Annotated in this window: 20 protein-coding genes and 1 tRNA gene; 7 read left to right on the forward strand and 14 right to left on the reverse strand. The window is 38.0% G+C overall.

The window, feature by feature from the left end; genetic code table 11:
• Position 1 precedes the first annotated feature (1 nt).
• From AAC073_RS07535 to AAC073_RS07560, 6 genes are all read right to left on the reverse strand, one after another.
• On the reverse strand, positions 2–589 hold the full coding sequence (locus tag AAC073_RS07535; RefSeq protein ID WP_339923239.1) for a hypothetical protein: 588 nt from the start codon (positions 587–589) through the stop codon (positions 2–4).
• Positions 586–2,508: an ATP-dependent DNA helicase RecQ gene (locus tag AAC073_RS07540; RefSeq protein ID WP_339923240.1), complete on the reverse strand. Its 1,923-nt coding sequence runs from the start codon at positions 2,506–2,508 to the stop codon at positions 586–588. Before AAC073_RS07540 ends, AAC073_RS07535 begins: the two co-directional genes overlap by 4 nt.
• 65 nt (positions 2,509–2,573) lie before the next feature.
• The gene (locus AAC073_RS07545; RefSeq protein ID WP_339923241.1) at positions 2,574–4,550 is read right to left on the reverse strand and encodes a ComEC/Rec2 family competence protein; all 1,977 of its coding nucleotides are present in this window, start codon (positions 4,548–4,550) and stop codon (positions 2,574–2,576) included.
• 358 nt (positions 4,551–4,908) lie between these two features.
• Complete coding sequence (locus AAC073_RS07550) at positions 4,909–5,475, reverse strand: DUF3575 domain-containing protein (protein ID WP_339923242.1); 567 nt, start codon at positions 5,473–5,475, stop codon at positions 4,909–4,911.
• A gap of 35 nt (positions 5,476–5,510) precedes the next feature.
• Complete coding sequence (locus AAC073_RS07555) at positions 5,511–5,960, reverse strand: GNAT family N-acetyltransferase (RefSeq protein ID WP_339923243.1); 450 nt, start codon at positions 5,958–5,960, stop codon at positions 5,511–5,513.
• The gene (locus AAC073_RS07560; RefSeq protein WP_339923244.1) at positions 5,957–6,919 is read right to left on the reverse strand and encodes a PhoH family protein; all 963 of its coding nucleotides are present in this window, start codon (positions 6,917–6,919) and stop codon (positions 5,957–5,959) included. The genes AAC073_RS07555 and AAC073_RS07560 overlap by 4 nt, the downstream gene beginning before the upstream one ends.
• Positions 6,920–7,019: 100 nt before the next feature.
• Here AAC073_RS07560 and AAC073_RS07565 point away from each other — a divergent pair, with 100 nt between their 5' ends.
• Together AAC073_RS07565 and AAC073_RS07570 are read left to right on the forward strand one after the other, a co-directional pair.
• Positions 7,020–7,790, forward strand: coding sequence for an SAM-dependent chlorinase/fluorinase (locus AAC073_RS07565; RefSeq protein ID WP_339923245.1), 771 nt, complete (start codon positions 7,020–7,022; stop codon positions 7,788–7,790).
• Between the two features lie 166 nt (positions 7,791–7,956).
• A tRNA-Leu gene (locus AAC073_RS07570) sits at positions 7,957–8,038 on the forward strand.
• 78 nt (positions 8,039–8,116) lie between these two features.
• On the opposite strand, the gene AAC073_RS07575 is transcribed toward AAC073_RS07570, so the two are convergent.
• Together AAC073_RS07575 and AAC073_RS07580 are read right to left on the reverse strand one after the other, a co-directional pair.
• A complete protein-coding gene (locus AAC073_RS07575; protein WP_339923246.1) occupies positions 8,117–8,413 on the reverse strand; it encodes a hypothetical protein in 297 nt (98 codons plus the stop codon).
• A 1-nt stretch (position 8,414) separates the two neighbouring features.
• Positions 8,415–8,585 (reverse strand): hypothetical protein, encoded by a 171-nt coding sequence (locus AAC073_RS07580; protein WP_339923247.1) that lies wholly within the window; start codon positions 8,583–8,585, stop codon positions 8,415–8,417.
• A gap of 603 nt (positions 8,586–9,188) precedes the next feature.
• Between AAC073_RS07580 and AAC073_RS07585 the strand changes: the two genes are divergently transcribed.
• The gene (locus AAC073_RS07585) at positions 9,189–9,638 is read left to right on the forward strand and encodes a hypothetical protein (protein WP_339923248.1); all 450 of its coding nucleotides are present in this window, start codon (positions 9,189–9,191) and stop codon (positions 9,636–9,638) included.
• A gap of 102 nt (positions 9,639–9,740) precedes the next feature.
• On the opposite strand, the gene AAC073_RS07590 is transcribed toward AAC073_RS07585, so the two are convergent.
• The 3 genes from AAC073_RS07590 to AAC073_RS07600 form a co-directional block, all read right to left on the reverse strand.
• On the reverse strand, positions 9,741–10,469 hold the full coding sequence (locus AAC073_RS07590) for a DUF4197 domain-containing protein (protein WP_339923249.1): 729 nt from the start codon (positions 10,467–10,469) through the stop codon (positions 9,741–9,743).
• An 89-nt stretch (positions 10,470–10,558) separates the two neighbouring features.
• Entirely contained in the window at positions 10,559–11,518 is a 960-nt protein-coding gene (locus AAC073_RS07595) for a hypothetical protein (RefSeq protein WP_339923250.1), read from the reverse strand.
• A 4-nt stretch (positions 11,519–11,522) separates the two neighbouring features.
• Positions 11,523–12,641 (reverse strand): MBOAT family O-acyltransferase, encoded by a 1,119-nt coding sequence (locus AAC073_RS07600; protein WP_339923251.1) that lies wholly within the window; start codon positions 12,639–12,641, stop codon positions 11,523–11,525.
• A 587-nt stretch (positions 12,642–13,228) separates the two neighbouring features.
• Here AAC073_RS07600 and AAC073_RS07605 point away from each other — a divergent pair.
• Positions 13,229–14,326 carry an AI-2E family transporter gene (locus AAC073_RS07605; RefSeq protein ID WP_339923252.1) on the forward strand — a complete coding sequence of 366 codons (1,098 nt, stop codon included), beginning with the start codon at positions 13,229–13,231 and terminating at the stop codon, positions 14,324–14,326.
• A 119-nt stretch (positions 14,327–14,445) separates the two neighbouring features.
• On the opposite strand, the gene AAC073_RS07610 is transcribed toward AAC073_RS07605, so the two are convergent.
• The 3 genes from AAC073_RS07610 to AAC073_RS07620 form a co-directional block, all read right to left on the reverse strand.
• Positions 14,446–17,094, reverse strand: a complete 2,649-nt coding sequence (locus AAC073_RS07610; RefSeq protein ID WP_339923253.1) for a HEAT repeat domain-containing protein — start codon at positions 17,092–17,094, stop codon at positions 14,446–14,448.
• Between the two features lie 125 nt (positions 17,095–17,219).
• The gene (locus tag AAC073_RS07615; RefSeq protein ID WP_339923254.1) at positions 17,220–17,912 is read right to left on the reverse strand and encodes a phosphoadenylyl-sulfate reductase; all 693 of its coding nucleotides are present in this window, start codon (positions 17,910–17,912) and stop codon (positions 17,220–17,222) included.
• Positions 17,913–18,029: 117 nt separating this feature from the next.
• Entirely contained in the window at positions 18,030–19,190 is a 1,161-nt protein-coding gene (locus AAC073_RS07620) for an MFS transporter (RefSeq protein ID WP_339923255.1), read from the reverse strand.
• Between the two features lie 275 nt (positions 19,191–19,465).
• On the opposite strand from AAC073_RS07620, the gene AAC073_RS07625 reads away from it, so the two are divergent.
• The 3 genes from AAC073_RS07625 (at position 19,466) to AAC073_RS07635 (ending at position 24,885) form a co-directional block, all read left to right on the forward strand.
• A complete protein-coding gene (locus AAC073_RS07625; protein ID WP_339923256.1) occupies positions 19,466–20,227 on the forward strand; it encodes a spheroidene monooxygenase in 762 nt (253 codons plus the stop codon).
• A complete protein-coding gene (locus AAC073_RS07630) occupies positions 20,220–21,170 on the forward strand; it encodes a glutamate--tRNA ligase family protein (RefSeq protein ID WP_339923257.1) in 951 nt (316 codons plus the stop codon). The genes AAC073_RS07625 and AAC073_RS07630 overlap by 8 nt, the downstream gene beginning before the upstream one ends.
• A gap of 631 nt (positions 21,171–21,801) precedes the next feature.
• Positions 21,802–24,885, forward strand: coding sequence for a PVC-type heme-binding CxxCH protein (locus tag AAC073_RS07635; protein ID WP_339923258.1), 3,084 nt, complete (start codon positions 21,802–21,804; stop codon positions 24,883–24,885).
• Positions 24,886–24,923 lie beyond the last annotated feature (38 nt).

Genomic DNA, 24,923 nt, shown 5'->3' on the forward strand with positions numbered 1-24,923 from the left:
ACTAATCTGCTTTGAATAATTTATCCATAAACTGGTCAAAAGATTTGGCTTCATGGTATTGCCTATCGGAATACAATGTAACCAGAACTTTAAGATAGTTGGGTTTATTGTCAAGGGAAATCTTCTCTATACTAACATTGCCAAATAGCTGATTTATTTTACCTGATAAGTCATCCACTGAGACAAGGGGTTTGAAATACAACTTTTCAGTAGTTCTTACCTGATCATTTACTTCATCAATTTTACGATCCATGCTTACCATTCTATAGCCCATCCCCAGCATTTTTTGGCCTAAACCAAAAAAGAGTTTAGTGAATGTACCTCTATATAATGGAGGTGTGTAGCTAACTGCAAAACCATTGGCATAGGAAGTATGATAATAATGAACCTCGGGATCTTTATTAATTCCAGCGCGTTTAAAATGATAATTGTCGTAAATCATTTTCAAAACATTTACCCCCTCTTCTCCAGCCAACCACAAGGACACTTCCTGCTCCTCAGGTTCAGTGCGGGTAAAATTCTCCCGGATTACGGCCCGATTGCTATTACCTGTAAATAATTTATCTAATAAATTGTCAATAAATTTCATTTCTTCTTGATAACACCATTTTTTTCGCTGGAAATCAACCCTTCGTCCTCCATTTCTCTGATCAAACCTACAGAAAAATCATCTAAAGTTTCATCGATCTCATAAAACAATTCCTCTAATGAAAACGCCTCTCCCTGTTCTAAAGTTTTAAGTATTTTTTGAATAAGATTTTTACTAATAATTGCCCTATTATTATCTTTTTTGTTTTGTATACAATTGTCACAAATACCGCAGTATAAATCATTTTTTTCTCCAAAATAGTTTACAATTTGAAGCGTACGACAAATTTTATTATTTTTAGCATATTCAATAATTTTCTGAGCTTTTCCAATTGCTTGTAGTCTTCTTTCTTTAATTCTTTTTTTATTTAATGGTAAAGATCCTGCGTCAAGTCTTGGTGTAATAAAGGTTATTTGGGGTTGGTCCTTTTTGCCAGAAAAATCCACCAATCCAAGTTCATCCATCTTTTTTAACATCCCAACCACTTCTTTCTCTGAAGTATTTAACAATTGTGCAATCTTGCTCTCTTTGATTCTGATATAACTCACAAATAGTTCTCCTCCATGCAATCTTAGCAATAGCTTTATCAAGTTATCCAATTTTGCATAAGCAATTTGCGCTTCATAAAGTTTGCTTTGCGAAACCAAAAAATGTAAAGAAGATGGAAGAAAAACGCTTTCTGAAAAAAGTAGAAAGGCTTCTTCCTGCAGTACTTTTATGGAGTTGTACGTTAGCGGTATAGCCAAATTATAAGACCTGGTAAAATCCAGAAAGTCAAAATCAAAACTTGTCATCTGGGCGCTACCAACCGCTAACCTATAATAATTTGCCAAGCATTGGTAAACCTTTTTGAGCATCTCCTCAGGGGGGTAGGCTATTTCTGCCATTTCTTCCAATGTAATACAATCTTGCTCCCTTACCAATAGCACAGCAAATGCCTTTATCCCATCTCGCCCTGCCCTTCCAGCTTCCTGATAGTAATTCTCCAGGTTTTCAGGAAGGTCAAGATGAATCACTGCCCGCACGTCGGATTTATCTATCCCCATTCCAAAGGCATTGGTGGCAACCATTACTCTTACCCCTCCCCTTATCCAATCCATTTGGCGCTCATTTCTAACATGCTGATCCAAGCCCGCATGATAGTAAGTCGCTGACAGGCCTAGTTGTTGTAGGTGCTGGGCCGTTTCTTTAGTTCCCTTTCTACTTCTGGTGTAAATAATAGCACTCCCTGGTACCTTTTGAAGAATCTCGACTGCTTTCTCTAATTTATTTTCGGCCCATCTAACAGCGTAAGACAAGTTATCTCTCCTAAATGATTTTACAAAAACGGAAGGTTCTTTAAGTTCAAGTTTTTCGATAATGTCTGTTCTCACATTAAGGGTAGCAGAAGCAGTTAATGCAACCACAGGCACCTTTGGAAAAAATGCTCTAATGTCAACTATTTCCAAATAGGAAGGTCTAAAATCATACCCCCACTGAGAAATACAATGGGCTTCATCCACAGCTATGAGGTTTATATTCATCTTTTTAAACCGTTCTAAAAATATTTCGGTTTTAAGCCTTTCAGGCGAAACATATAAAAATTTATAATCACCATATACGCAATTGTCCAGAAGGGTGTCAATTTCCCTTTTCCGAAGACCAGAATGGATAGCCATGGCTTTAATTCCGCGACCTTTCAACTGGTCAACCTGATCTTTCATTAAAGCGATCAAAGGGCTCACAACTAGACATAAGCCTTCTTTCATCATGGCTGGAACCTGAAAGCAAATGGATTTCCCTCCACCTGTAGGTAGCAATACCAATGCATCCTTTCCTTTAGCAATAGCTTCCACTATCTCACCCTGAAGGGGACGAAAGTCTTGGTACCCAAAATACTTTTTTAAAATTGCCAGTGCTGAAGTATCTAGCTTATCCATATTGTGGCAATGAGTCCTTTAGCATGAATGAAATTTTCATCCAAATTACGCTTCATCAAACCCAATCACAAGGGGGATTCCTTATTGTTGAAAGTTATTTTAACGGCTCCTTCAGAAATAGTACTTTCAAAGGGGAATTCTTCCTGGCCCCGCCATTTTCCATCCTTCCAAATACGCATTTGAATCCCTGTCAAATCAACAGGAAGAAAAGTGTCTTTATCCAAAAAAATATTCCTTTTTCCTGGTAGTAAAATTTTATAGTTTTCACCATCCTCCATAAGAGCAAGACGATTGATTGGCATCCCCATTTCCTTGATCCTGTGAGGCGTAATGCTGTATTTCAATTCAGTTGAATCAACCTCACTTTCAAATGTATACAATTGACCTTTGTGAAGATAATCAAATACACCTCCTTTTTTTAGGTTGTAAATGACCAAATAATCTTTCGAAACCCTTTCTATCCCAGCATAAAGTCTATAAATCCCAAATGCGAAAACCAAAATAATAATCGCCCTAAGGTGGTACTTTTTCCTTCCATCAATCCAATGAAAAAGAAAAAAGAGAATGCTCCAAAAAAGAATCATTTCAGGTAGGTGCAAAAAGAGGTTATCCATTTTAGCAAAGGGAAGGGCTTGCAGCCCAAAAATTCCAAAATTCAATAGGCGAATAGCCATCTCCATCAGCCAACCAAGAATTGATGCCAAAAAGGGTATAGCAGCAAACAACAAAAATGGAACACCAATGGACATGATAACAAATGCTGCAGGTATGGCCAGTAAATTGGTTAGAATAAAATAAGTAGGGAAAATATGGAAATAATAAACCGCAAGGGGAAAAGTGGTTAACTGAGCCGCTAGCCCCACACTGGTGATGTCCCAAAGGTACCTTAGCCATTTCTTTTCAGGGTGCCATAGTTTTCTGATCAGAGGCTGAAACAACAATATTCCCATTAAAGCTGCGTAACTCAACTGGAACCCTACAGCGTAAATTAAAAAGGGATCATAAATCAACAATACCAAAGCCGACAATGCCAAGGGATTAAATATCGAAGGGCTTCGAGATTTCATTTGAGCGAAGCAGATAAAAGTAAACATGGTCGCAGACCTTAGCACAGAAGGGGAAAGGCCGGTTAGGATTGCATAAAGCCAGATGATAATCATGATTGCACTTAGTAAGAGCACTCTTTTAAGTCCTTTCTTTTGGCTTGGCTTGAAAACGAGGAAGAAAAAGCCATATATAATCCCGACATGCAAACCAGAAACGGCCAAAATATGCATGGCCCCAGCAGTAGCATAGGCATCCTTTAAATTGGTGTCCATGTCAAATTTTTGCCCGAGCAATAAAGCTGTTGAAATCTGAACAGCATGAGGGTCATTAAGATAGGTGCTTATCTTATTTGCCAGGTATCCTCTCCAGGCGATGACTGTTGAGGACCATGAGGCTTTTTCAGGTACTGATAAAACGGTGAACTTCTCTCCTATAAAATGGGTAAAGTAAACCCCCTTTCTTTCCATATAAGTCGAATAATCAAACATCGATGGATTGGTAGGTGACGGAATTATTTGTGGACCTCCATTAATTAGAATGGTAGTCCCCGGTAGTAGTGGTTTTGAGTGTTGATGATAAATTTGAACTTGCCCACTGGCGGGCTTCCAACCTTCACTATTTTCTATGGCATAAACAAAAACCAAATTCCCCTTGCTATTTGGTTTGACTTGATCAGCCTCCTGGACTTCTGCTAAATAATTTTTTATTTTTGGGAAATGAACTAAGTGATCAGGCATTAATTCAACATCTCTGGAGGACGCCACAAACATGCCTGAAAAAACCAAACTTAGGTAAGCTAAAATAGGAAGAGTAACTTGAAAAAACTGCTTTCTTTCTGGTAGGTAGATAAAGGTTAAAAAGAAATATGCTGCTAAGCATAACAACAAGGCTGGCAAAAGCATTGTCCCCAGTGTTTCCTTAGTTAAGGGATAAATAAAAACTCCCAAAACAAAGAAAATAGTATACCTTATAAAAGGAAATTCATTGAATTTCATGAATTAAACCAAAATCGGTTAAAATCCTACTGCATACAATATCCTCTGATGTATCAATTCAGAAGCGCTGCCTATCTGCCATTAGAGATAGCCTTATTTCATCTATCTGCCCTAAAATAGGGATGGAGTAATAATAGGACCAATTCCATTGGAAGCAATTGAAAACAGTACAATTTTGGCTAAATCATTGTCACTCACAAATAGCAACAAAAAGGACAAAAAACAATTGTACTTGCAACTTCCCTTTCTCCTTGGTCAAAAATTCAGCCCAAAGTTTCAGAAAATAATTTAACCAACTTTGATCATAAAATCAACAAAACAAAAAAATTCAGGTGATTGACACCTGAAAATCAACTAATTAAAACCTAAATCCAACTGTAAATCCAGCATTGAACTCAACAGGATCAAATCGGTCAGACACTTCGTTATTAAACCCTCTGGCTATGCTAACATAAGGTCCTAAAGCAAATTTATCATTGTGCACCCATTTGTAACCACCACCAAAGCCGATGATAAAACTATTTAAAGAAGTTTCAATAATCTGATCATCTTCAAGTACCTCAGTAAATGTTCCGCTTCTGTACTTCAAAAAAGGAAATACATAAAATCCTGATGGGTTGGATTCTGTCACAAAATAGTAGTTGTATGCTAGCGTAGCACTTGTGGATTTGAAATCCTGTCCGTCACCTGAGTCAGAAACATAAGCAAATCGATCCATGAAAGTCATCCCGAAACCTATGGATTGATTTCGATCCAGAAAATGCTCGTACCCCAATTCAAGTGATCCTATAAAAATAGTGTTAAAAATATTTAACTTCACTTCATTTTCAGGAAGTCTCGGGTCTTCGATTGTTTGTGCATTAGCTTGAAAACTTCCCAAACCTACAACTACTACCAATACCAGGGCACCTATAAAATTTTTCATAAAAAAACTGTTTGCTTAAAAGTAAATATCTCTGTTTAAAATTTCTCTCCTGAGTTATACTGCATCAGGTAATGCTCAATCTCGCATTCTAGAAAAAGCTCGCCTTTTTTCTCAAAACCAAATTTCCCATACAAGCCTACCGCAGTCACTTGAGCGTGCAAATATATCGTTTTATTCTTATTTGATGGATTGGACAAAACATCTTCTAATACAGCTTTCACTAACATGCTACCAACACCATGACTTCTGTAAGGTTTTAATACAGCAAACCTTTCAAGTTTAATGCCAGTATTTGTATACCTCCATCTGGCCGTTCCCACTCCTTGTTCCCCTTCTTGAACAATAAAGTGGGTAGCCATGGTCTCAAATTCATCATACTCTTCCTCTGCCGCTACATTTTGTTCTTTTACAAAAACCTGTTCACGTATATGAAAAGCTTTTTCCAATGAAAGCTCATCTGTAATTTTGCTTATGGTTAAACTCATTTCGATGGAGGAACTTCGACTTCATTTTTCTCATAGGCTTCAATGATAGACTTCACAAGCTTATGCCTTACAACATCATTGCCCGAAAGATTCACCACGCCTATGCCTTTCACCCCTTTAAGAATTCTTAGCGATTCCCGAAGACCTGATTTTTGACGTGAAGGTAAATCCACTTGCGATTGATCTCCTGTGATAATCACCTTAGAATTAGGCCCCATTCTGGTTAGGAACATCTTGATTTGTTCCGCTGTAGTATTCTGTGCTTCGTCCAACAGAACGAAGGCATCGTGAAGTGTTCTACCTCTCATATACGCCAGCGGTGCTATTTCAATCACCCTATTTTCTTGGTAAAACCTAAGCTTTTCCGTAGGTACCATATCTGCCAGGGCATCATAAATAGGCCTTAAATAAGGGTCAAGCTTTTCTTGCAAGTCCCCTGGTAGAAACCCGAGATTTTCCCCAGCTTCTACAGCAGGTCTCGTTATAATAATCCGTTTAACCTCTCTATTTTTTAGTGCCCTTACGGCTAATGCCACAGCGATATAAGTTTTCCCAGTTCCTGCAGGTCCTAACGCAAATACAAGATCATTTTTAAAAGAGGAATCCACCAGTTTTTTCTGATTGGGCGATTTTGGCCTTACGATCACTCCTTTATTCCCATAGAGAATAATGGAGTTATTGCTTTCGGCCTTCACTTGAGGATTACCTTCTAACTCAATGTATTCTTTAACATTCTCTGGCGTGACTTGACCATAACGGCTAAAATGCTCCAGAAGCATGTTTAAGATGTCGTTAATCTTAAGAATTTCAGGTGCTCGCCCTTTAATTCTTATTTCATTGCCCCGGGAAACAATTTTGCTTTGGGGAAAGGCCGCAGAAATCTGCCTGATATTTTCATTTTCCGATCCTAAGAAGTCCAGGAGGGAAATATTTTCCAATGTTATGACTTTTTCTACCAATATATTTTCTTCTGTTTAGCTAATTCTAATAACAAATTAAAAATACCTATTTTTGTGCATCCTTAACGCAAAAGTACGAATTTTTAATTGACTTACTTATATGGCTTTGGTAACATTCATTTCGGATTTTGGTAACTCAGACTACTATGTACCAGTAGTCAAGGCTAAAATGCTATCCATTAATCCCCAATTGTCTATTGTAGACATAAGTCATGATATTGCCTTATACGACATTGCGCATGCCGCATTTTTACTTCGTTCTACCTTTAACGATTTCCCAAAGGGAACTGTTCACCTTGTTGCGCTAAATACTACAAGTAGCATAACAGATGGCTATATTGGCATCAAGCTAAACGAACATATTTTTGTAGGACCAAACAATGGAGTCCTAAGTATGTTGGCAGATCATGACCCTGGAATTATTGTGAAATTTTCAGACATCCACGTTAAAAACAGTTCCTTTCCTGCCAAGGATATTCTTGCGCCAATAGCTGCTAAAGTGGCTAGTGGCGCAGCCATACATGACTTTGGTGGTCCTTTGCAGGGCATCAAAAAAATGATGGGGCGTCACTTCAAGGCAAGCAAAAAACAAATCGTCGGCTATGTGTTACGTGTGGACATATATGGCAATTTAATCACCAATATCCCTAAGGAGGTTTTTGAAAAATTAAGTCCTGGAAAATTCGAGATCGTTTTCGGTAGAGAATCCGTACAACAACTCCAGACCAATTACAATGAAGTAGAACCAGGTGATTGCTGGGCTTTCTTCAATAGTTTAGGTTTACTGGAAATCGGAATTAACCATGGCCATGGGGCCGATTTATTAGGCTTGCGGTATGACAGTCCTATTTTAATCAATTTTGAAGTTTAATTTTTCAAATTTCTGATTAATTAAACCTTTAAAAATCAGCAGTTAGCCGAGAAAGGTCACGAAAAAGGCGAAAAATTCACAGTTGCAAGCTGTCATAATACTTGTTTGTGAAAAATTCTTTGCACATATTTGCATCCCAATCAGCAATGAATGGATAATGCCACAAGCCCAGGTGGCGGAACTGGTAGACGCGTTGGTCTCAAACACCAATGCCTTCGGGCGTGCCGGTTCGATTCCGGCCCTGGGTACAAAGGCTCACAGAAATGTGAGCCTTTTTTGTTGACTCCACCAACTTGGCTCTATTTACTGATGTAATTAATTAGTTTTTATTTGGGAGAATCTTTCCTTTTGGCTTTATCGAAATACACCCCATCCGTTTCCATATCAGAGATGCTGCGTTTTATAATTCTTTTTAGCTTCTCTCTATCCTTGCTGGGAACTTTATCCTCTTCAAAAAGCGCGCTCAAAGCGTTGAACAAAGCTGCCCTGCTTGGGCCTGTTGCCTTTTCATATTCCCAAGACTCTTCTTCCATTCGAATAAATTCCTGGACTGAAGTAATAATAAATACCACAAAGGATACCACTACCACTATTGTTAGAATAATTACATCTAAATTTTCCATTTTATCTTTTCATTTTAAATAGGATCAAAAAGCCAAGAATGGTAGGGCACCACAAACCAATGAAAATGGCCTTGAGGGGTTCATTTTCTACGAGAAAATAGTACTCTGATACCCCGATCAAAACTACTACCAATACGATAAGTACGATTTCGGACTTTTTAAATTTTTTCATGAATTTAAATATTGATTAACAAAGAGTTGCTTCCCTGATCAGACCAGAGCATAATCACTAAACCTAAGCCCATCATCAATATCCTGTGCTGGAATTAGTGCTTGAGTGGTATTAACAACTGAAAAGGAATAAAGTTTTTTACTGTACCCGATTAACAGTCAACAACTTCTCACTTAATAATTGTACTAAAGGAAAATGACTGCTATTTCAGCATCAATTAATTAAATGAAAAAACACGGCAAGCCTTCGTCTATAGGGTGGATAGTTTCAGTGGCAGACTTAGCCATAATAACTGTTAGAATTTCGTCTAAATCTATATATTTCGGAGTTTCCGAAAATCTTCTCATCTCTCAAAAAATAACACCAACCCAGTAATGATAAAGAATAGGATTAAAAACATTCTTGGTAAAACTGATGCTTATCCATCATCAGGCATATGGTCAAGACATGTTTAGATTCAGATCAAGAACTTGGAAATGCCAATACCTCTAGGTTCTGATTCCAGGTCATTTCAATTTTTAACGCTAGATAAAGGATGTTTTCTAATTTTCTTTCAATATTGCAAAGGGAATGGATTCCTCATCAAATAAATGAAAGTGAAGTATGAAGCTACTCAATCAATTTTGCCTTCTTCTAATACTATTTGCAGCAATGGGTTGCAATGGGTCTAGTAATTTGTCTTCAGAGCAATTGGATGGTTTTGAGGCCAAATTAACGGCATCAGATTTTTTCTGGCAAAGCAGGTATGGAAGCTACATTGATTTTCAGTTCCGAGAGAACGGAATCGTAAACGCACTTATCAATGGAAAGGCTGATTCCAAAGTAAGTGGAAAATGGTCATTTGACAACAGTATTGGAGAATTACAGATAGCCTGGGAAGGAGGAAGGCAATACACTTCATTTGTAAAGCATATTGATGATAATTGGGGCAAGATTACTTTTGAATCTAAAATCCATGAGTATGGAGACAAAACAATAACAAGGCTGAAGCTTTTGGACGACAGGTTTAGTGATCCCAAATTACTGGATATATCCCTCAATGGCGTTCGTTAACCTATTTTTGAACCAAAATAAAATCAGGTGTATTTATGTTGTTTATACTGCATAAATACACCTGTCTTCTTGAAAAATGAGATCACGTCTAACTTTTTTCTTTTACTCACTTGCACTATCCTGGGCAGAAAATACTCGCTTAAGCAAAGCGGTAGTTCTTTCTGCAGGGTTTTCACGGATGGCTTTTTCTTCTTGGGCTACCAATTGAAAAAGTCCCTGAATGGCCATTTGCGTTACATAAGCATTCAAATCAGGATCCAACTTTCGGGAAGTCGTGGGAAAGGAATTGTACCTTCCTACCAAATCTCCATAATAACGTGTGGCCCCTACCTGATCAAGAGATTCCTGGACATGAGGTTGAAATAAAGCGGTTAATTTTTCTGTTGTAGTCCTTTGGAGATATTGGGTGGCGGCATCATCCTGACCTTTCAAAATATCCCAGGCATCTGTAATGGTCATCTGCTTAATGGCTGCTATAAAGATAGGTTTCGCCTCCTTGGCAGCACTTTCTGCCCCCCTATTTATTGTCATTATTACCTTATCCACTTCAGATCCTAAACCAATATTTCTCAAGGTAGACTCTACACGCTGAACATCTTCTGGAAGAGCTATTCTTATCAAGTCATTTTTGAAAAAACCATCTTGGGTTGAAGCAAGGTTAGCCCCTTCTGTTACTCCTTTGATCAATGCCTCCTTTAATCCATTCCCAACTTCATTCTCTGTAAGTGCAGATTCACTGGCTGCGGCCAAAAACTTATTCACTTCAGCTGTAGTACAACCCACCATTGAAAAGATAAACATTACATAAAATATGTTGGATAAACGCTTCATTTTTATTTATTTAATTGAAAGTATTTTCAAGATCTCAGAAAGTCAATTATTATGCCAGAAGTTTAACATCTAAAACCTGAAAAAACCTTTTATTGTTTCACCTGATCCATTTTAGCTTTAATCTCCCGAATTAAAATCTCTTGTCCCTTGAGGCTCAAATGTCCATGGTCAATATAGTTGGACACATCTTTAGAAAAATCGGAAAATTCAGGACTATTGAAATTATAAGTGCTCATTAGCTCACTCTTTTCTACATTGGTCCCATCCAGAATATCCTCCCAATAATGATTCATTTTATCGCTATGAGCTTGGTATATAGGATACGGAACTGGGTGAAAATAAATGAAAGTTTGAATCTTATTTTGTTCTAATAAAGTCAATAACTTTTTGAAATCCCTTCTGTGATTGCTTCCGATTTCAAATTCATTTACTTTGACATTATTAACTTCCTCTGCTATTCTCCCAGCTACATCCTCCACCTTAAAGAGCGCTTCAAATGCATTGCTTCCATTTGTTCTATATTGATTTTTAGGATATTTGTTAGGCCATAAGTCAAAATCCCTGATGAGCCCCAGGCCATAGACCCTAAGAAGATTGACTGAACCATACGCCTTCCAGTAGGTATCGAGGTTCATAAAACCTGTCTCTTCAACCTTTGTATTTGCTGTCACATATGGATGAATACATACTATTGCCTCTTTAATGGTGCCATTGTTTTCCAATACGTTTGTTGCCAATGCCAAAACATTATTCATCCTTGCCCCCATTAAACTTACATTAAAATAATTTTTATCGGGGATGGATTCCGGATTGAGGTTGGCAGAAAGTGAAGGCCCAAGAATCATCCCATCAAAATGCTGTGGAACATGATTGAAAGTCATAAGGTATTTTGAAAACCGCTCTTCTCCATAAACCCGTACGTTATCTTTATCTCTGAATCCATACAAGCCAAAAACATCCAAGAAAACATTTAGAAAGACAAAAACCATTAAGGCCCCAGCAAAACTAAGCCGTAAAATCAGAAGATATTTTTTGAATTGTTTTTCCATCAACTTAAAAATCAAAGTATAAAAAGTCATTTTCGACAATGGAATTTAGGTAAATCACATTGATCAAAAACAACAATACGTTTAATATCAAATAGGTAACCGAAGGCTTAAGTCTTCTACCCATTTCTATGGCATTCGGCACAAAAAGCAACACTACACCAGCAATCCAAACGGGGAGGTCATAGTAGTTACTTACCAAATAAAAGTCAGCCACGCCAGTTACTTTACTAAACATTCTGTAAAGCATGGCTAAAGAATCGGCCCAGGAATCAGCCCTAAAAAATACCCAGGTAATGTTTACAAATAGAAAAGTTAACAATAGTGCTGGGATTTTCGGTAATGCCAAACCCATCTTAGACCATTCACGGTGAACTACAAGTGCAAGACCGTGTAAAAACCCCCAAAATAGAAAAGTCCAACCAGCACCATGCCAAATACCTCCTAATAGAAAAGTAGCCATTAGGTTTACTCCTGTTCTGAAATTCCCTTTCTGATTCCCTCCCAATGGGATGTATACATAATCCCTAAGAAACCTGCTTAAGGTCATGTGCCAATTTCTCCAAAAATCCTTAATACTAAGTGATTTATAGGGAGAGTTGAAATTTTGGGGAAGCCTTATATTAAATAAGAGCCCAAGTCCGATAGCCATAGCCGAATAGCCACTAAAATCGAAATAAAGTTGTAATGAATAGGCCAGGGATGAAGCCCATGCTTCCATTGACCCTAAGGAGGTAACATTGGCATATCCTTTGTTAGCTATTTGAGCGAAACTATCAGCTATTACTATTTTCTTAGCCAACCCCATCATGAAAATAAATATTCCTCTGGAAAGGTTGTCATAATTTAAATAAGTCAGGCGAGGATTCCTGAACTGTCCCATCATTTCAGTATGATGTACAATGGGTCCGGCTATTAATTGCGGGAAAAAAGAGACAAATAAACCGTAAGAAAACAAGTTTTTTTCCTTCTTCGTACCCTTATAACTGTCTACGAGGTAAGCTATTTGTTGAAAAGTATAAAAAGAAATCCCAAGGGGAAGTACCAAGTTAAGGTAACCTAAAGAAAGGTCGGGTATAAAATTAAGGTTATAAATTAAAAAGTCGGTGTATTTAAAGATTATCAACGCTAATAAATTAACGGTTATGCCAAAGACAAGCGTTTTTTTCTTTCCGGGGAAAATCTTTTTTGAGATTAAATAATTGAATGCTATGGAAAAAAAAATTAAAATAAGGTAGGCAGGGTTCCACCATCCATAAAAAAACAGCGAGCAAAGCAATAGCCAAAGACCTGTGAAGGGTGATTTAAGCTTAGGACCGAAAAAATAAAATACAAATAAGGTGATTGGTAAAAAACCTAAAAGAAATTCGAAAGAATTAAATAGCATTTTATTTGACGTTCAGCTAAAAAGTCTGGAAAATATAAAAACGTTCAACATTTTCAATACCGAGATGTAATTGAAGGTCTCGGCTTGAATTAGTAAGTATTAACTTGAAGAGAATCCATTTGGAGACCATCTTGACCTCAAATTGTCATTCAATTCAAACCTACTTACCTTATCACAAACATATTGATCAATTGTTAACAATAGGAGTAAATCTAACTAAATGTGGTGATTTCTTGAAATAAATTAAAAAAAAATAAATTTTCAGTTATAAAAATTACTTTGGCCTAAATATAAATATTTAATTATAAATTGAAATAAAGATACTTATGCAACTCTCCTTCCAAAAAGCCTTTTATCCGCTTGCTTTTGTTTTCCTCCTTTTATTTGCCATGGTATTGGCAAAGAGTGTTTTAATATCTTTATGTTTTGCCCTTTTACTATCCTTTATTCTCCACCCATTGCATAACATGCTAATGCGGAAAGGGATTCCCATTATTGTAGCTGCGTTTCTTGTTCTACTGACTTTTTTTCTTATAATAATTGGAGTGTTTACATTTTTCTCCGCAGAAATTATTTCACTTTCAGATGAATTGAGCAATTTTGGAGACAAATTGATGACGTTATTTACGGATTCAATAGGTTACCTGAACGAAAATGTGAGCTTTTTAGGTAATTTGGAAAAAGAAAAAGTCCTTGAAGACGCCAAAGCCTGGGCCAAGGACGGCGCATCTGAAATGTTGGGTACTACTTTTAGTAGCACAACCAGTTTTTTCACTGGCCTCTTCACCACAATTATATACACCTTTCTTTTTCTAATTTACAAAGAAGGACTGGTATCAGCCTTTAAACGTTTTGCCCCGGAAAACCATAAATCGGAATACCACCACATGCTTAAAAAGATTCAGTTGGTTGGCCAAAAGTATTTGTCTGGAATGCTTACCTTGATCATCATTCTAGGGTTTGCCAATAGTACCGGTTTATGGATTATTGGTCTTGACAATCCCTTTCTTTTTGGTTTTCTGGCAGCTTCTTTATCCATCATTCCTTATGTAGGCACTACAATTGGCGCCAGTATTCCAGTTCTTTATGCTTTTATGTCCAAGGATGAACTTTGGGTGCCATTGGCTGTGGCTATTATGTTTTGGCTTATTCAGGTAATCGAAAGTAATTTCCTAAGTCCGAAAGTAGTAGGGAATAGTGTCAACATAAATGCCCTTGCAGCTATTTTAAGCTTAATAATAGGTGCCTCTGTATGGGGTGTGGCGGGTATGATTTTATTTCTTCCATTTGCAGCCATGCTTAAAGTAGTATGTGATCATTACGAACCGCTCCAACCTTTAGGCATGTTATTAGGAGATGATCAATTCAATGATAAGGACAGCAATTCACCCTCTTGGTTTTCTAAGATTAAAGAAAAGTTTTAACCAGGCATTTGCTCGTTCATTAACTCCATCTCACAAAAAATAAAAATCAACCCTCTCAACGTTTGACATTTTAGCCAAATGCTGAGAGGGTTGATGTTTTTCTGGCCTATAGGTATTCCTTATTTTTGCTCAGAGAGATAGGTAATCAATGAAGCGAACTCCTCATAAGAAAGCGAATTGGCCAATCCTACTGGCATCATAGAGTTTTCAAGTTCCGTGCGCTCCTTTATATTATCCGTCAAAATAGTAAATGCTTGCCCAGCAATATTTCGGATAACAATACGTGCTGCACTTTCAGCTGTGACGAAGCCTACATAAGATTTGTCATCTTTGGTAGAAATCATTACTGTCGCAAAACCCTGAGAGATGGAAGCGTTTGGCTTTAAGATGGATTCAGCAATTTGCTCCCTGCTCATAATGCTTCCAATTTGCCCCATAAATGGCCCTTTCATTTGCTCATCAGCAGAAATACTGTGACATGCCTTGCAACCCTGTTGTTTAAAAATTGCCTCTCCTTTGACCGCCTCGCCTTTTACTTCCTGCATCGCCAAAAGAATGTCCTCTATGGATGATGCTCCTACCTGACCTTTTTGATTTTTTATCTTTTCTAAATCGACCTCAGGCTCTTCTATAATTTCAGTAACAGAAAATTCCCCTCCAAATTCGGTAATTCCCATCCTATTTTTCTCGTTAAGCATTGCAATCAAATCTTTCTCACTTTGAGAACCATTGTCCCAGAGTTTCTTGAATAGTTCTTTAATTTGTGTCGACTCCGACCACAATACTGATTTATAATAGGGACCATGTGTATCAGGCCTAGTTCCCCACCACCACGAACCATTATAGGGTGCTTCTTGGGTATAAAGTCTTGCCAAAGTAGTCATTATCCCTTGTTTCAATTCAAGTTCTTCCGTGCCAGCTCCATTGAATTTGGCGATCAAACCAGTTACAACTGATTTGGTATGCATATAACGCAAAGCCCATAGTCCTAATTTAGAATTTCCCGAACCTACTGCAGCTAAACTTTCTTCGTCCGCCTCTAAATTCACCAATGCTCTAACCGCTAAATGTGGCAAAATTATAGCAGCATTAGGTGTGGCATGAGGCCCTTCTTCCCCATATTTAGGAGCTTGGAAGGAGTCAGGAACTTGTGTATTTAACAAATGAGGAATAGCCGTTTTATCACCTATGCGGCCTAAGGCAATTATAGCAGCTGCTTTTACTCTTACAGAGGGATCTTTCAAAGCCTCCACAAATGGATCGATGGTTAACTTGCCTATAAAATCTTTGCGGTCAGTGATCGCTCGAATTACATATTCTTTGAGCTGCTCATCATTCATTAATGTCAACAAATCAGGGACAGCAGCTTGTCCTTTGAGCTGGGTATAAGCATACATGGCTGCAACTCTCGAATAATCAGCAGCTTTTTGATCGTTAGCCAATTCCCAAACCTCATTCGCAGCACTTTCAGCACCTCTTTTTATCAGTTCCTGTTGGGCATAAATCCTAAGTGTTGCGCTATTCTCTCTAAGCAAATCCACTAAATCATCAACATCTAAAGTAGGAAGATCTGGCACTTCACTGAATTCCAATACCTTAGGAACAACCCTGATCACATATCCTTTACCATCATTTCCTGAATAACCTGCTCCATCCCAGGCGGCCATAAACATTCTACCAGATCCATCAATGTCCAAATCTGTAACTTGAGGTAATTTAAAGAATGGTTCTTCTGCCTGTGTATAAGATGGGCCGTCTTCGGTCACCTTGTGTATGTAAACTTGACTTCTGCCCCAATCTGCCATCAGTGGGTTATTGGTGTATTTGGAAGGCCAGTGATCATCCTGAAGATATAAAGCTCCAGTGCCTGATCCACCTCCGACATCTACAAGTGCCGGTATAATTTCTTCAGTGAAATTTTTGAACAAGACAGGGTATCCATATTCCCCGGATTGAATTTGGTGAATAAAACGAATGTTCCATCCCCCCCCGTCATTGGTGTTTCCACGGGTAAACATATTCATGTAAGGATCTATGGCAACATCATAAATGTTTCTTAACCCATGGGTGTATACTTCCATTTCGGTACCATCTGGGCGAACCCTTAAAATACCGCCACCTAACATGGTTAATTCGGTGCCATCCCTATCAACTGCCCTATGAAAACCAAAATCACCAACTGCTATGTAAATCCATCCATCTATTCCTAGACGAATTCCGTTGGTAGCATGATCAGTCCCTCTACTTTGTAAAAATTTTGGCGAGCTAATGTGCTGTATTAAAGGCTTTGAAGGACCATCTGCAATTCCATCGCCATCTTTGTCTTCAAACACTACCAGGTCCATACCAGTTGCTAAACTGTCTTGCTTAGAAAACACTGTATGTAAAACAAACAGTTCATCTCCCAATGAAATAATCCCTCTTGGATTGTCTACCGTAGCAAAAACAGTATGTGTATCCGCCTGACCATCGTTGTCACTGTCTATTAATTTCACTATGCTCCCTTTACCTGGTGTTTTACCAAGGGAGCCAATGGCATCCACTCCTACATATACTTCTCCATAAGGAGATACAGCTAAACAAGCCGGACTTGGCGTAATGTCCGGCCCAGAAAAAAACTGTATGGCTAAATCTTCAGGCCAACCTAAAGCTTGGCTCAGAGAGTCCAAAGAGGAAGAGGTTTGGGATTCTATAATTTCAACTTTCTTTTCCGGCTTACAGGCCAAAAAAACCACCAGTAGAGAAAGTAATTGTAAAGATTTTTTCATTGGGTTTAAATTTTTATTTTAAAACCAAAATTATACAAAAAGCAAAGCCCATCCAATAGTAGGAATGGGCTTTGCGTTAAAAATACATTTATTAATATTATACAGAACCGATTAAAAGCCGATCCCTAAAGGTGAAGCCCACATTCGGTTTTCGGACTGTTGTTCCATCGTCCACTTCTATCTGCTCCCGGCACGGTACAATGCTTACACCCAATAGAATGATATCCAAAAGCAATTAGCGGATGAAAAGGCAATTCGTGTTTTTTGATATAAGCATCTCTTTCCTCCTCAGTAACATCTAATAACGGGTAAAACTTGAGAATCCCTCCTCGTTCTTCAAAAATGTCCAAAGTGGATCGGTGATCACTTTGCCAACTCATTAAACCAGAAACCCAGACTGAAAACCTACTTTTAATTAGCTCAAGTGGTTTCACTTTATTAATAGAGCAACACAATTCTGGATCAGTTTTCCATGTTGTATTCTTACTCGTAAATTCATGATCTTCTTTACCAGCACTGACGGATTCGACATTCAATCCGTACAATTCAGTTAATTTTTCTCGATACTCAAGGGTTTCAGAGAAATGATAGCCCGTATCAATAAAATAAATCTTTTGCTCAGAATTGCCTTTAGAAAATACGCTCAACAATAAAGCGGAGGTTGCCGCAAAAGAACTAGTGAGCATCACATCACCAGCGTCAAAATCATTGTATAACTGTTTCACGCGCTCCTCTACCGATAAATCTCGGTACTTTTCATTGAGGAATTTTATTTCTTCCTTAGAATAAATTTTTTTTGAAATCAAGGATTCCTGCATGCCAGGTATTTTTATTATTCTACAAAACCTACCGATTTGGTAGGTATTAATTTTTTGGTAAAAATAGTGATTAAATCCTAAAAAACAATAGCCTGAATTTTAAAAAATAAAAAGACCTTAAAAGGCCGCCTTAGGCATAAAACTTTTTTTACTTAAATAAACTAAAATGGAAACCATTAAGCCTACCAAAGACATCAATGCGAAAGAAGCCTTTAAACCTGTCCACTCAGCAATGAAACCAATTAATGGTGGACCTAGCAAAAAACCGAAAAAGGAAATGGTAGAAACCATGGCTATGGCAATCCCAGTTGGCAAGGAGGTGGAATTTGCCGCTAGGCTAAAACAAAGTGGCACGATCGCTGCCGTTCCTAACCCAACCATTAAAAAGCCGATAATGACCGTATAGACATAAGGATAAACTATAGATAAAACCAATCCAGAAAAAATCAATAGCCCAGAGCCTTTTAATACACTGATCATACCGAAACGATGTGCCAATTTATCTGCAGCAAACCTACCGATGGCCATAGACCCCATATAAGCAATGTATCCGGCAGGAACCAAATAGGCTGGCGCTAGTACAACCTTGTTCATATAGACCCCGGACCAGTCGAACATACAGCCTTCACACATCATTCCACAAAACCCTACCATTCCTAATTTAAGTAGCGTTTCATCAGGTTTCCTCCATACGAGTCCTTTTACCGAATTCGTTTTATCTTGTACTTCAGGCACAAATCCATTTCGGAAGGTGAAGATTACAATAACACCTACTAAGGAAACTATAGAATAGTGATGGAAAGGGGACATTTGCAAATAAACCATTAAGCCACCGATACCTGCTCCTGCAAAGCCTGCCAAACTCCATAAACCATGTAAGGATCCTAAAATATTCCTACCATAATCTTTTTCTAAGTTTAATGCCTGGGTATTCAATGAAATATTCATCATGTTCCCTATCATGCCAAAAATAAACACCATCACGGTCAGAAAAAGGGCATCCATTGAAAAGCCTATACCTACTAACACCAAAATATACATGGATAAGCCTACTATCACCACCATCCTGCTACCAAATTTGACTACCGCCCAGGCAGCGATAGGTAAAGCAAGCAAGGAGCCAAGAGGAAGTCCTAATAAAACGGAACCAAGTTGCCCTTCACTCAAGGAGAATTTTTGCTGAAAATCAGGAATCCTAGACGCCCAAGATGAAAAGCAAAGTCCTGTAAGGAAAAAGAAAGCGCCTGCTGAAATTCTTCTAGTTTTTAATTGCACCATGGATTCTAAATAATTCACAAAGGTAATATAGAAACCGAATGAATTGCAAAGGTCAAATTTAACTTTTTATGAAGCTTTAAATAAACCATAATTACTATTTTAAGGTTACTTGATTAACTAATCCATTATCAATTAATTCTTGAGATTCCACTCAGGCATTCCAGTTGGTACTATAGTACACATCTCAAAACCAAAATAAGATATGGAATTCGTAATTGCAGGCACCACCATTGCCATGGCCATCTTATTAATTAGAATTATTATTAAAAAAGTTTTTGATTGACACTTATGGATATCCAAAAGTGCTTGATTATACTTGTAAAAATGAATGCTGCATCGAATTAATTCGACCTATCCATGCCATGAATGTAACCAAGGAAATCGTATCTATTACTTTTTTTCAATATTCAAAAAGAAATCGCTGGTGGGCCTTTAACCAAATGCAATTGGCCCTTTCACCATTAAAAAAAGCCAAGGGCAAAAAGTTCTTTAAATTAATGGGGACAGGCGGAGGTTTTGGATTTTCTCTAAAGCCTGACCTCTCAACCTATGCTTTGCTAATGGTATGGGAGGATTTGGAAGCTGCTAAAAGCTTTAGTTTGTCTGAAAGTTACCTAAGATTTAACCAACAATGTGTAAGTAATTTCACTTATTGGATGCGCTGTATTCAAAGCCATGGCACTTGGTATGGAACCAAACCATTTACTCCCACAAATGAAACTACAAATGGGCCCATAATGGTGATTACCAGAGCCCGTGTTAAATTTAATAAAGTGTTCAGATTCTTAAATTATGTCCCTAAAACAAGCATTGCCATTGAGAAGGCTAAGGGATTGATTTATACAAAGGGCATAGGCGAGTGGCCAATAATTGAACAAGCTACATTCAGCTATTGGAACAGCCGTGAGCAAATGGAAAATTATGCCTACAACTCTGATCATAGAGAAGTTGTCAAAAAAGTTAAAGACGAAGGCTGGTATAAAGAAGAACTATTCGCGAGATTTATCCCGATTAACTTAAACGAAACACATGAATAAGGAGCCAACGAAATTCAATAAAACCAGATTGGCTCCTACCCCTAGTGGTTACCTTCACTTGGGAAATATTATTTCATTTTTAATCACCGTTAGCTTGGCGAAAAAGCATGGTGCCAAAATCCTTCTTCGCATTGATGACTTAGATCAGAAACGGGTTAAACAGGAGTACATAGAGGACATTTTTGACACAATCGATTTCTTAGAAATACCCTATGATGAGGGCCCAAGAAATTTAAAGGATTTTAACCAAAACTACTCTCAAGTTCATAGGCAGGCCTTGTACCATGCCGTTATCGAAGAATTAAAGGATAACAACTTTGTCTTCCCCTGTGATTGTTCTCGGAAAACGCTACTAAAAAGACACCCAAAAAGATGGTGCACAGGAACCTGTCTTCAACGCAACTTACCTTATAAGAAAAACCATACTTCATTAAGATTAGTAAGCCAAAAGGAGGTCCCTATCTTTTTAAACCGCTATCCAAAAGGTCAAACAAAATATCATTTACCTGGTGAAATGGAATTCTTCATGCTTCAAAAAAAAGATGGCTTCGCAAGCTACCAATTGGCGTCCTTGACGGATGACTTAAGCTATGGTGTTGACCTTATTGTTAGAGGCATGGATTTATTGCCTTCCTCTATAGCACAGGTATATCTCTCAGATCGTTTAAAGGACAAAAGCTACAGTAACTGTTCATTCTACCATCACCAGTTAATTAAAGAAGGAGGAAAAAAACTATCCAAATCCAATGGGAGCTATTCCATTCAGCAAATGCGCAATGCAGGAATGAAAAAAGAAGCCATTTATCAATTGGCCGCCAAAAACCTTGGAATGGAAGAGCCTATTTCAAACATCGAGGAATTTTCAAGTCATTTTCTTCTCCATTTCAACCAATCGTCAAAGTCAGGAATCATTAACCATTCACCACCATTCAAAGAGGATTGATAGCCTAGACCGCTAACTTTTTTACCTTCCCCCTGTAACGCTTATCAACATAGGGGTGCAATGCGTAGGATAATTAATAGGTGCATAGCCATGCCTCCAAGTGGCTTACTATCCTCAAACTAAATTACTTCAAGAAGAGGATGGTTGTATACTACTGCATCGCTAAAAACCTCTCCAAAACGACCCTCCTTATTAAACTATCCGGCAGAAACCGTCCCATGCATGTAGAAACTGGTTTCGGCCACTATAAGATTTTGGCCAGTATTCAATTCTGACCACATTACTTTCTGACTTTCTGCTATGGACATACCTAAGAGTACCGACCAAGGTACATGTTTCCCAACTTCCAAAATTGCAATTGCATTCCTGGCATAATTTGGAGCTGGAGTTGCTAGGAAAACAGCTTCTATTTTAGTCTTTTTATGACTTTTCTAGGAAATTACAGCCTTTTCAGCCACTATTAAATAACCATAAAAGGATGATCAAAATAACAAAGACAATGGAAAACCAAACAACTATTTGTATGAATGGTAAGCAAACCACAAAAAAATCACTTTAATTATTGGGTAAATAATATAAATTTCTCTTTATTAAAAGATTGTAATTAACAATAGACAATCCCACTTTACTAATGATAGCCAAAAAACGCCAATTAAGATTATCAGGGCTGCTTCTACTCCTATTCTTGGGGGTTTCCTGTAAGGAAAACAAAAAAGATCCTGAATCAATACGCTCTTTTGATATGCTATCAGAAGAAGAAAAACGAAATCCTGAAAATGCACTGCTAGGCATTACGGTGAATGAACAATTAGAGGCCAAACTCTTTGCCGCTGAGCCTACCCTTACAAATCCCACAAATATTGACATTGACCACAAAGGTCGCGTGTGGATCTGTGAGGCTTACAATTACAGACCAGCATTAACTGGAAATGAAACCAAACCAGAAGGGGATAGAATATTGATCCTAGAGGATACTGATGGAGATGGTGCTTCGGACAAAAGCACCGTTTTTTACCAATCTCCAGAATTAAATGCGCCTTTAGGTATATGGGTAATGGGTAATCAGGTAATTGTTTCCCAAAGTCCCTATGTATGGCTTCTAACGGATACGGATGGGGATGACAAGGCAGATAAAAAGGAAGTGATTTTTAAGGGAATAGGTGGAGAACAACATGACCATGGCATGCATGCTTTTGTATTTGGACCTGATGGAAAATTCTACTTTAATTTCGGAAATGCTGGAGGAACCATCACCGATAAAAATGGCGCTATTCTAAAAGATAAAAACGGCAAAGTCATTAATACTGAAAATTATAAACAGGGACTTGTCTTCAGAAGTAACCCTGATTTTTCAGAGATTGAAGTTCTTGGACAAAATTTCAGGAATAATTATGAAGTAGCTGTAGACTCTTATGGTACTATGTGGCAGTCAGACAATGATGACGATGGCAACAAAGGTGGTCGGATCAATTATGTAATGGAATATGGCAATTTTGGTTATAAAGATGAAATGACCAATGCAGGCTGGCGTGCTAATAGAACAAATTTAGAAAAAGAGGTTCCCTTACAGCATTGGCATTTAAATGATCCAGGTGTTGTGCCAAATTTATTACAAACTGGCGCAGGTTCCCCAACAGGCATGGTGGTATATGAAGGTAGGGCTTTACCAGAGGTTTTCTGGGACCAAATGATCCATACTGATGCAGGACCAAATGTGGTAAGGGCTTATCCTGTTCAAAATGACGGTGCTGGATACAAAGCCACCATAGAAAACATTATGAAAGGTGACAAGGACCAATGGTTTAGACCATCCGATGTAGGTGTAGCTCCAGATGGATCTTTAATGGTAGCTGATTGGTATGATCCAGGAGTTGGTGGTCACCAGGCTGGTGATTTAAACAGGGGTAGAATATTTAGAGTTTCTAGCCCTGGTGAGGATTATAAGGTTCCCACTTATGACTTAAACACCTTAGACGGGGCCATTGAAGGCTTATTAAACCCAAACCTATCTATGCGCTATCAAGCTTGGAAAAACCTTAAAGCAATGGGTAAAGATGCTGCACCAGCATTAGAGAAAGTTTTCAATGAAAACAAAAATCCAAGATTCAAGGCCAGGGCATTATGGTTACTTGCTAAAATAGAAGGAGCTAATAAGAAGTATATAGAAAAGGCATTGGAAAATGAAAATCCAAATCTAAGGATTACAGCATTTAGAGCAGCGAGACAAACGAACATTAACCTTGGGCCTATAATTCAAAAATTAGTTACTGATAAAGATCCACAAGTAAGGAGAGAAGTTGCTATAGCTTTGAGGAATTATGATGGAGAACAAGCAGCTTCCTATTGGACCACTTTGGCCTTGCAACATGATGGTGAAGACAGGTGGTATCTAGAGGCTTTGGGAATAGGTGCTTCAGGCAATTGGGATAAATGCTACACCACATGGCTGAATAAAGCAGGTAAAGAAATAATTAATAGTAAAGAAGGACAAGATATCGTTTGGAGATCCAGAACGGGGGAGGCAATCCCAGAACTAGCCCTTTTGGCATCAGATGCTAAGAAACCTTTGGAAGACAGGCTAAGGTACTTCAGGGCATTTGACTTTAACCCTGATCAAAAAAGAAAATCAAGTGCTTTATTAAAAATGCTAGAAAAAGAAAAAATAGCGAAAGAAGGTAAGGAAACAAATAAGGAGCTGAGAAAACTTGTTTTAACCCACATTGACCCTTCTAATTTTAAAGGATCACTTCTTGCACAAGAAGCCCTTAATAGCACATTGAATGAGACCTATGGCACTGAAGCTTACCTTGATCTGGTTCAAAAATTTAAAGTCACCTCAGAAAATCCACGTGTATTAGAAATGGCAATCCAAGAAAAAGATAACAACAACGGGAAAACTGCTGCAACCTTACTTCTAAGCCAAGGGGGGAAAAATTTAATCTTAAAAGCACTATATAGTGGAGATGAAAAGAGAATTTATCCAATAATTACAGCTTTAAAAGGAATTGGAACCAGCGAATCATTGTCTATTATCGAAGAGATCGCCTTTAACTCTGAATTACCTATCATCATCAGAAAAGAAGCAACTTCAGCAATTGGCGGTAGTTATAGTGGAGAAGATCGGGTGCTGAAATTACTAAGAGAGGACAAACTACCAGAAGACCTTATTGCATCGGCTGTTTCGGGAGTTAGCCGTGCTTGGAGGAAAGATATCAGATCAGAGGCGGCAAGTTATCTGGACAATTCGATGGATGAAGACAACCCACTTCCTTCTATGAACGAATTAATGGCGATGGAAGGTAGCGGAGAAAAAGGGCTTGTGGTTTTTAAAAACAATTGTGCCGTATGTCACCAAGTAGGAAGCACAGGTATGGATTTCGGTCCGAAACTATCTGAGATTGGCAGTAAGCTGTCTAAAGAAGCTCAATTCATTTCTATTATTCATCCTGATGCTGGAATTAGTTTTGGATATGAAGGATACCTTATCAATATGAAAGATGGAAGTACTTTGGGTGGAATCATTAGCAGTCAAACAGAAACTGATATTGATATGAAACTACCCGGAGGCAGCTCAGTGTCCATTAAAACAAGTGACATGTCTTCCATGAAACAAATGGAGAGTTCCATGATGCCATCCGGATTAGAGAAATCGATGAGTACTCAGGAGTTGGTAGATTTAGTAAGCTACTTGATGTCTTTAAAGAAGGCCAGCTAAGTATGATATTATTAGTAAGCAATAAATTTAATCCAGAC

This window comes from uncultured Cyclobacterium sp. (genome assembly GCF_963977555.1).
In the GTDB taxonomy this organism is placed as follows: Bacteria; Bacteroidota; Bacteroidia; order Cytophagales; family Cyclobacteriaceae; genus Cyclobacterium.

Excerpts from the sequence above, each read along its gene's own strand:
- AAC073_RS07615 (WP_339923254.1), bottom strand. The coding sequence starts at position 17,912 with ATGCAGGAATCCTTGATTTCAAAAAAAATTTATTCTAAGGAAGAAATA.
- AAC073_RS07630 (WP_339923257.1), top strand. The coding sequence starts at position 20,220 with ATGAATAAGGAGCCAACGAAATTCAATAAAACCAGATTGGCTCCTACC.
- AAC073_RS07605 (WP_339923252.1), top strand. The coding sequence starts at position 13,229 with ATGCAACTCTCCTTCCAAAAAGCCTTTTATCCGCTTGCTTTTGTTTTC.
- AAC073_RS07580 (WP_339923247.1), bottom strand. The coding sequence starts at position 8,585 with ATGAAAAAATTTAAAAAGTCCGAAATCGTACTTATCGTATTGGTAGTA.
- AAC073_RS07545 (WP_339923241.1), bottom strand. The coding sequence starts at position 4,550 with ATGAAATTCAATGAATTTCCTTTTATAAGGTATACTATTTTCTTTGTT.
- AAC073_RS07540 (WP_339923240.1), bottom strand. The coding sequence starts at position 2,508 with ATGGATAAGCTAGATACTTCAGCACTGGCAATTTTAAAAAAGTATTTT.
- AAC073_RS07590 (WP_339923249.1), bottom strand. The coding sequence starts at position 10,469 with ATGAAGCGTTTATCCAACATATTTTATGTAATGTTTATCTTTTCAATG.
- AAC073_RS07585 (WP_339923248.1), top strand. The coding sequence starts at position 9,189 with ATGAAGCTACTCAATCAATTTTGCCTTCTTCTAATACTATTTGCAGCA.
- AAC073_RS07555 (WP_339923243.1), bottom strand. The coding sequence starts at position 5,960 with ATGAGTTTAACCATAAGCAAAATTACAGATGAGCTTTCATTGGAAAAA.
- AAC073_RS07595 (WP_339923250.1), bottom strand. The coding sequence starts at position 11,518 with ATGGAAAAACAATTCAAAAAATATCTTCTGATTTTACGGCTTAGTTTT.
- AAC073_RS07565 (WP_339923245.1), top strand. The coding sequence starts at position 7,020 with ATGGCTTTGGTAACATTCATTTCGGATTTTGGTAACTCAGACTACTAT.
- AAC073_RS07610 (WP_339923253.1), bottom strand. The coding sequence starts at position 17,094 with ATGAAAAAATCTTTACAATTACTTTCTCTACTGGTGGTTTTTTTGGCC.
- AAC073_RS07620 (WP_339923255.1), bottom strand. The coding sequence starts at position 19,190 with ATGGTGCAATTAAAAACTAGAAGAATTTCAGCAGGCGCTTTCTTTTTC.
- AAC073_RS07535 (WP_339923239.1), bottom strand. The coding sequence starts at position 589 with ATGAAATTTATTGACAATTTATTAGATAAATTATTTACAGGTAATAGC.
- AAC073_RS07550 (WP_339923242.1), bottom strand. The coding sequence starts at position 5,475 with ATGAAAAATTTTATAGGTGCCCTGGTATTGGTAGTAGTTGTAGGTTTG.
- AAC073_RS07575 (WP_339923246.1), bottom strand. The coding sequence starts at position 8,413 with ATGGAAAATTTAGATGTAATTATTCTAACAATAGTGGTAGTGGTATCC.
- AAC073_RS07635 (WP_339923258.1), top strand. The coding sequence starts at position 21,802 with ATGATAGCCAAAAAACGCCAATTAAGATTATCAGGGCTGCTTCTACTC.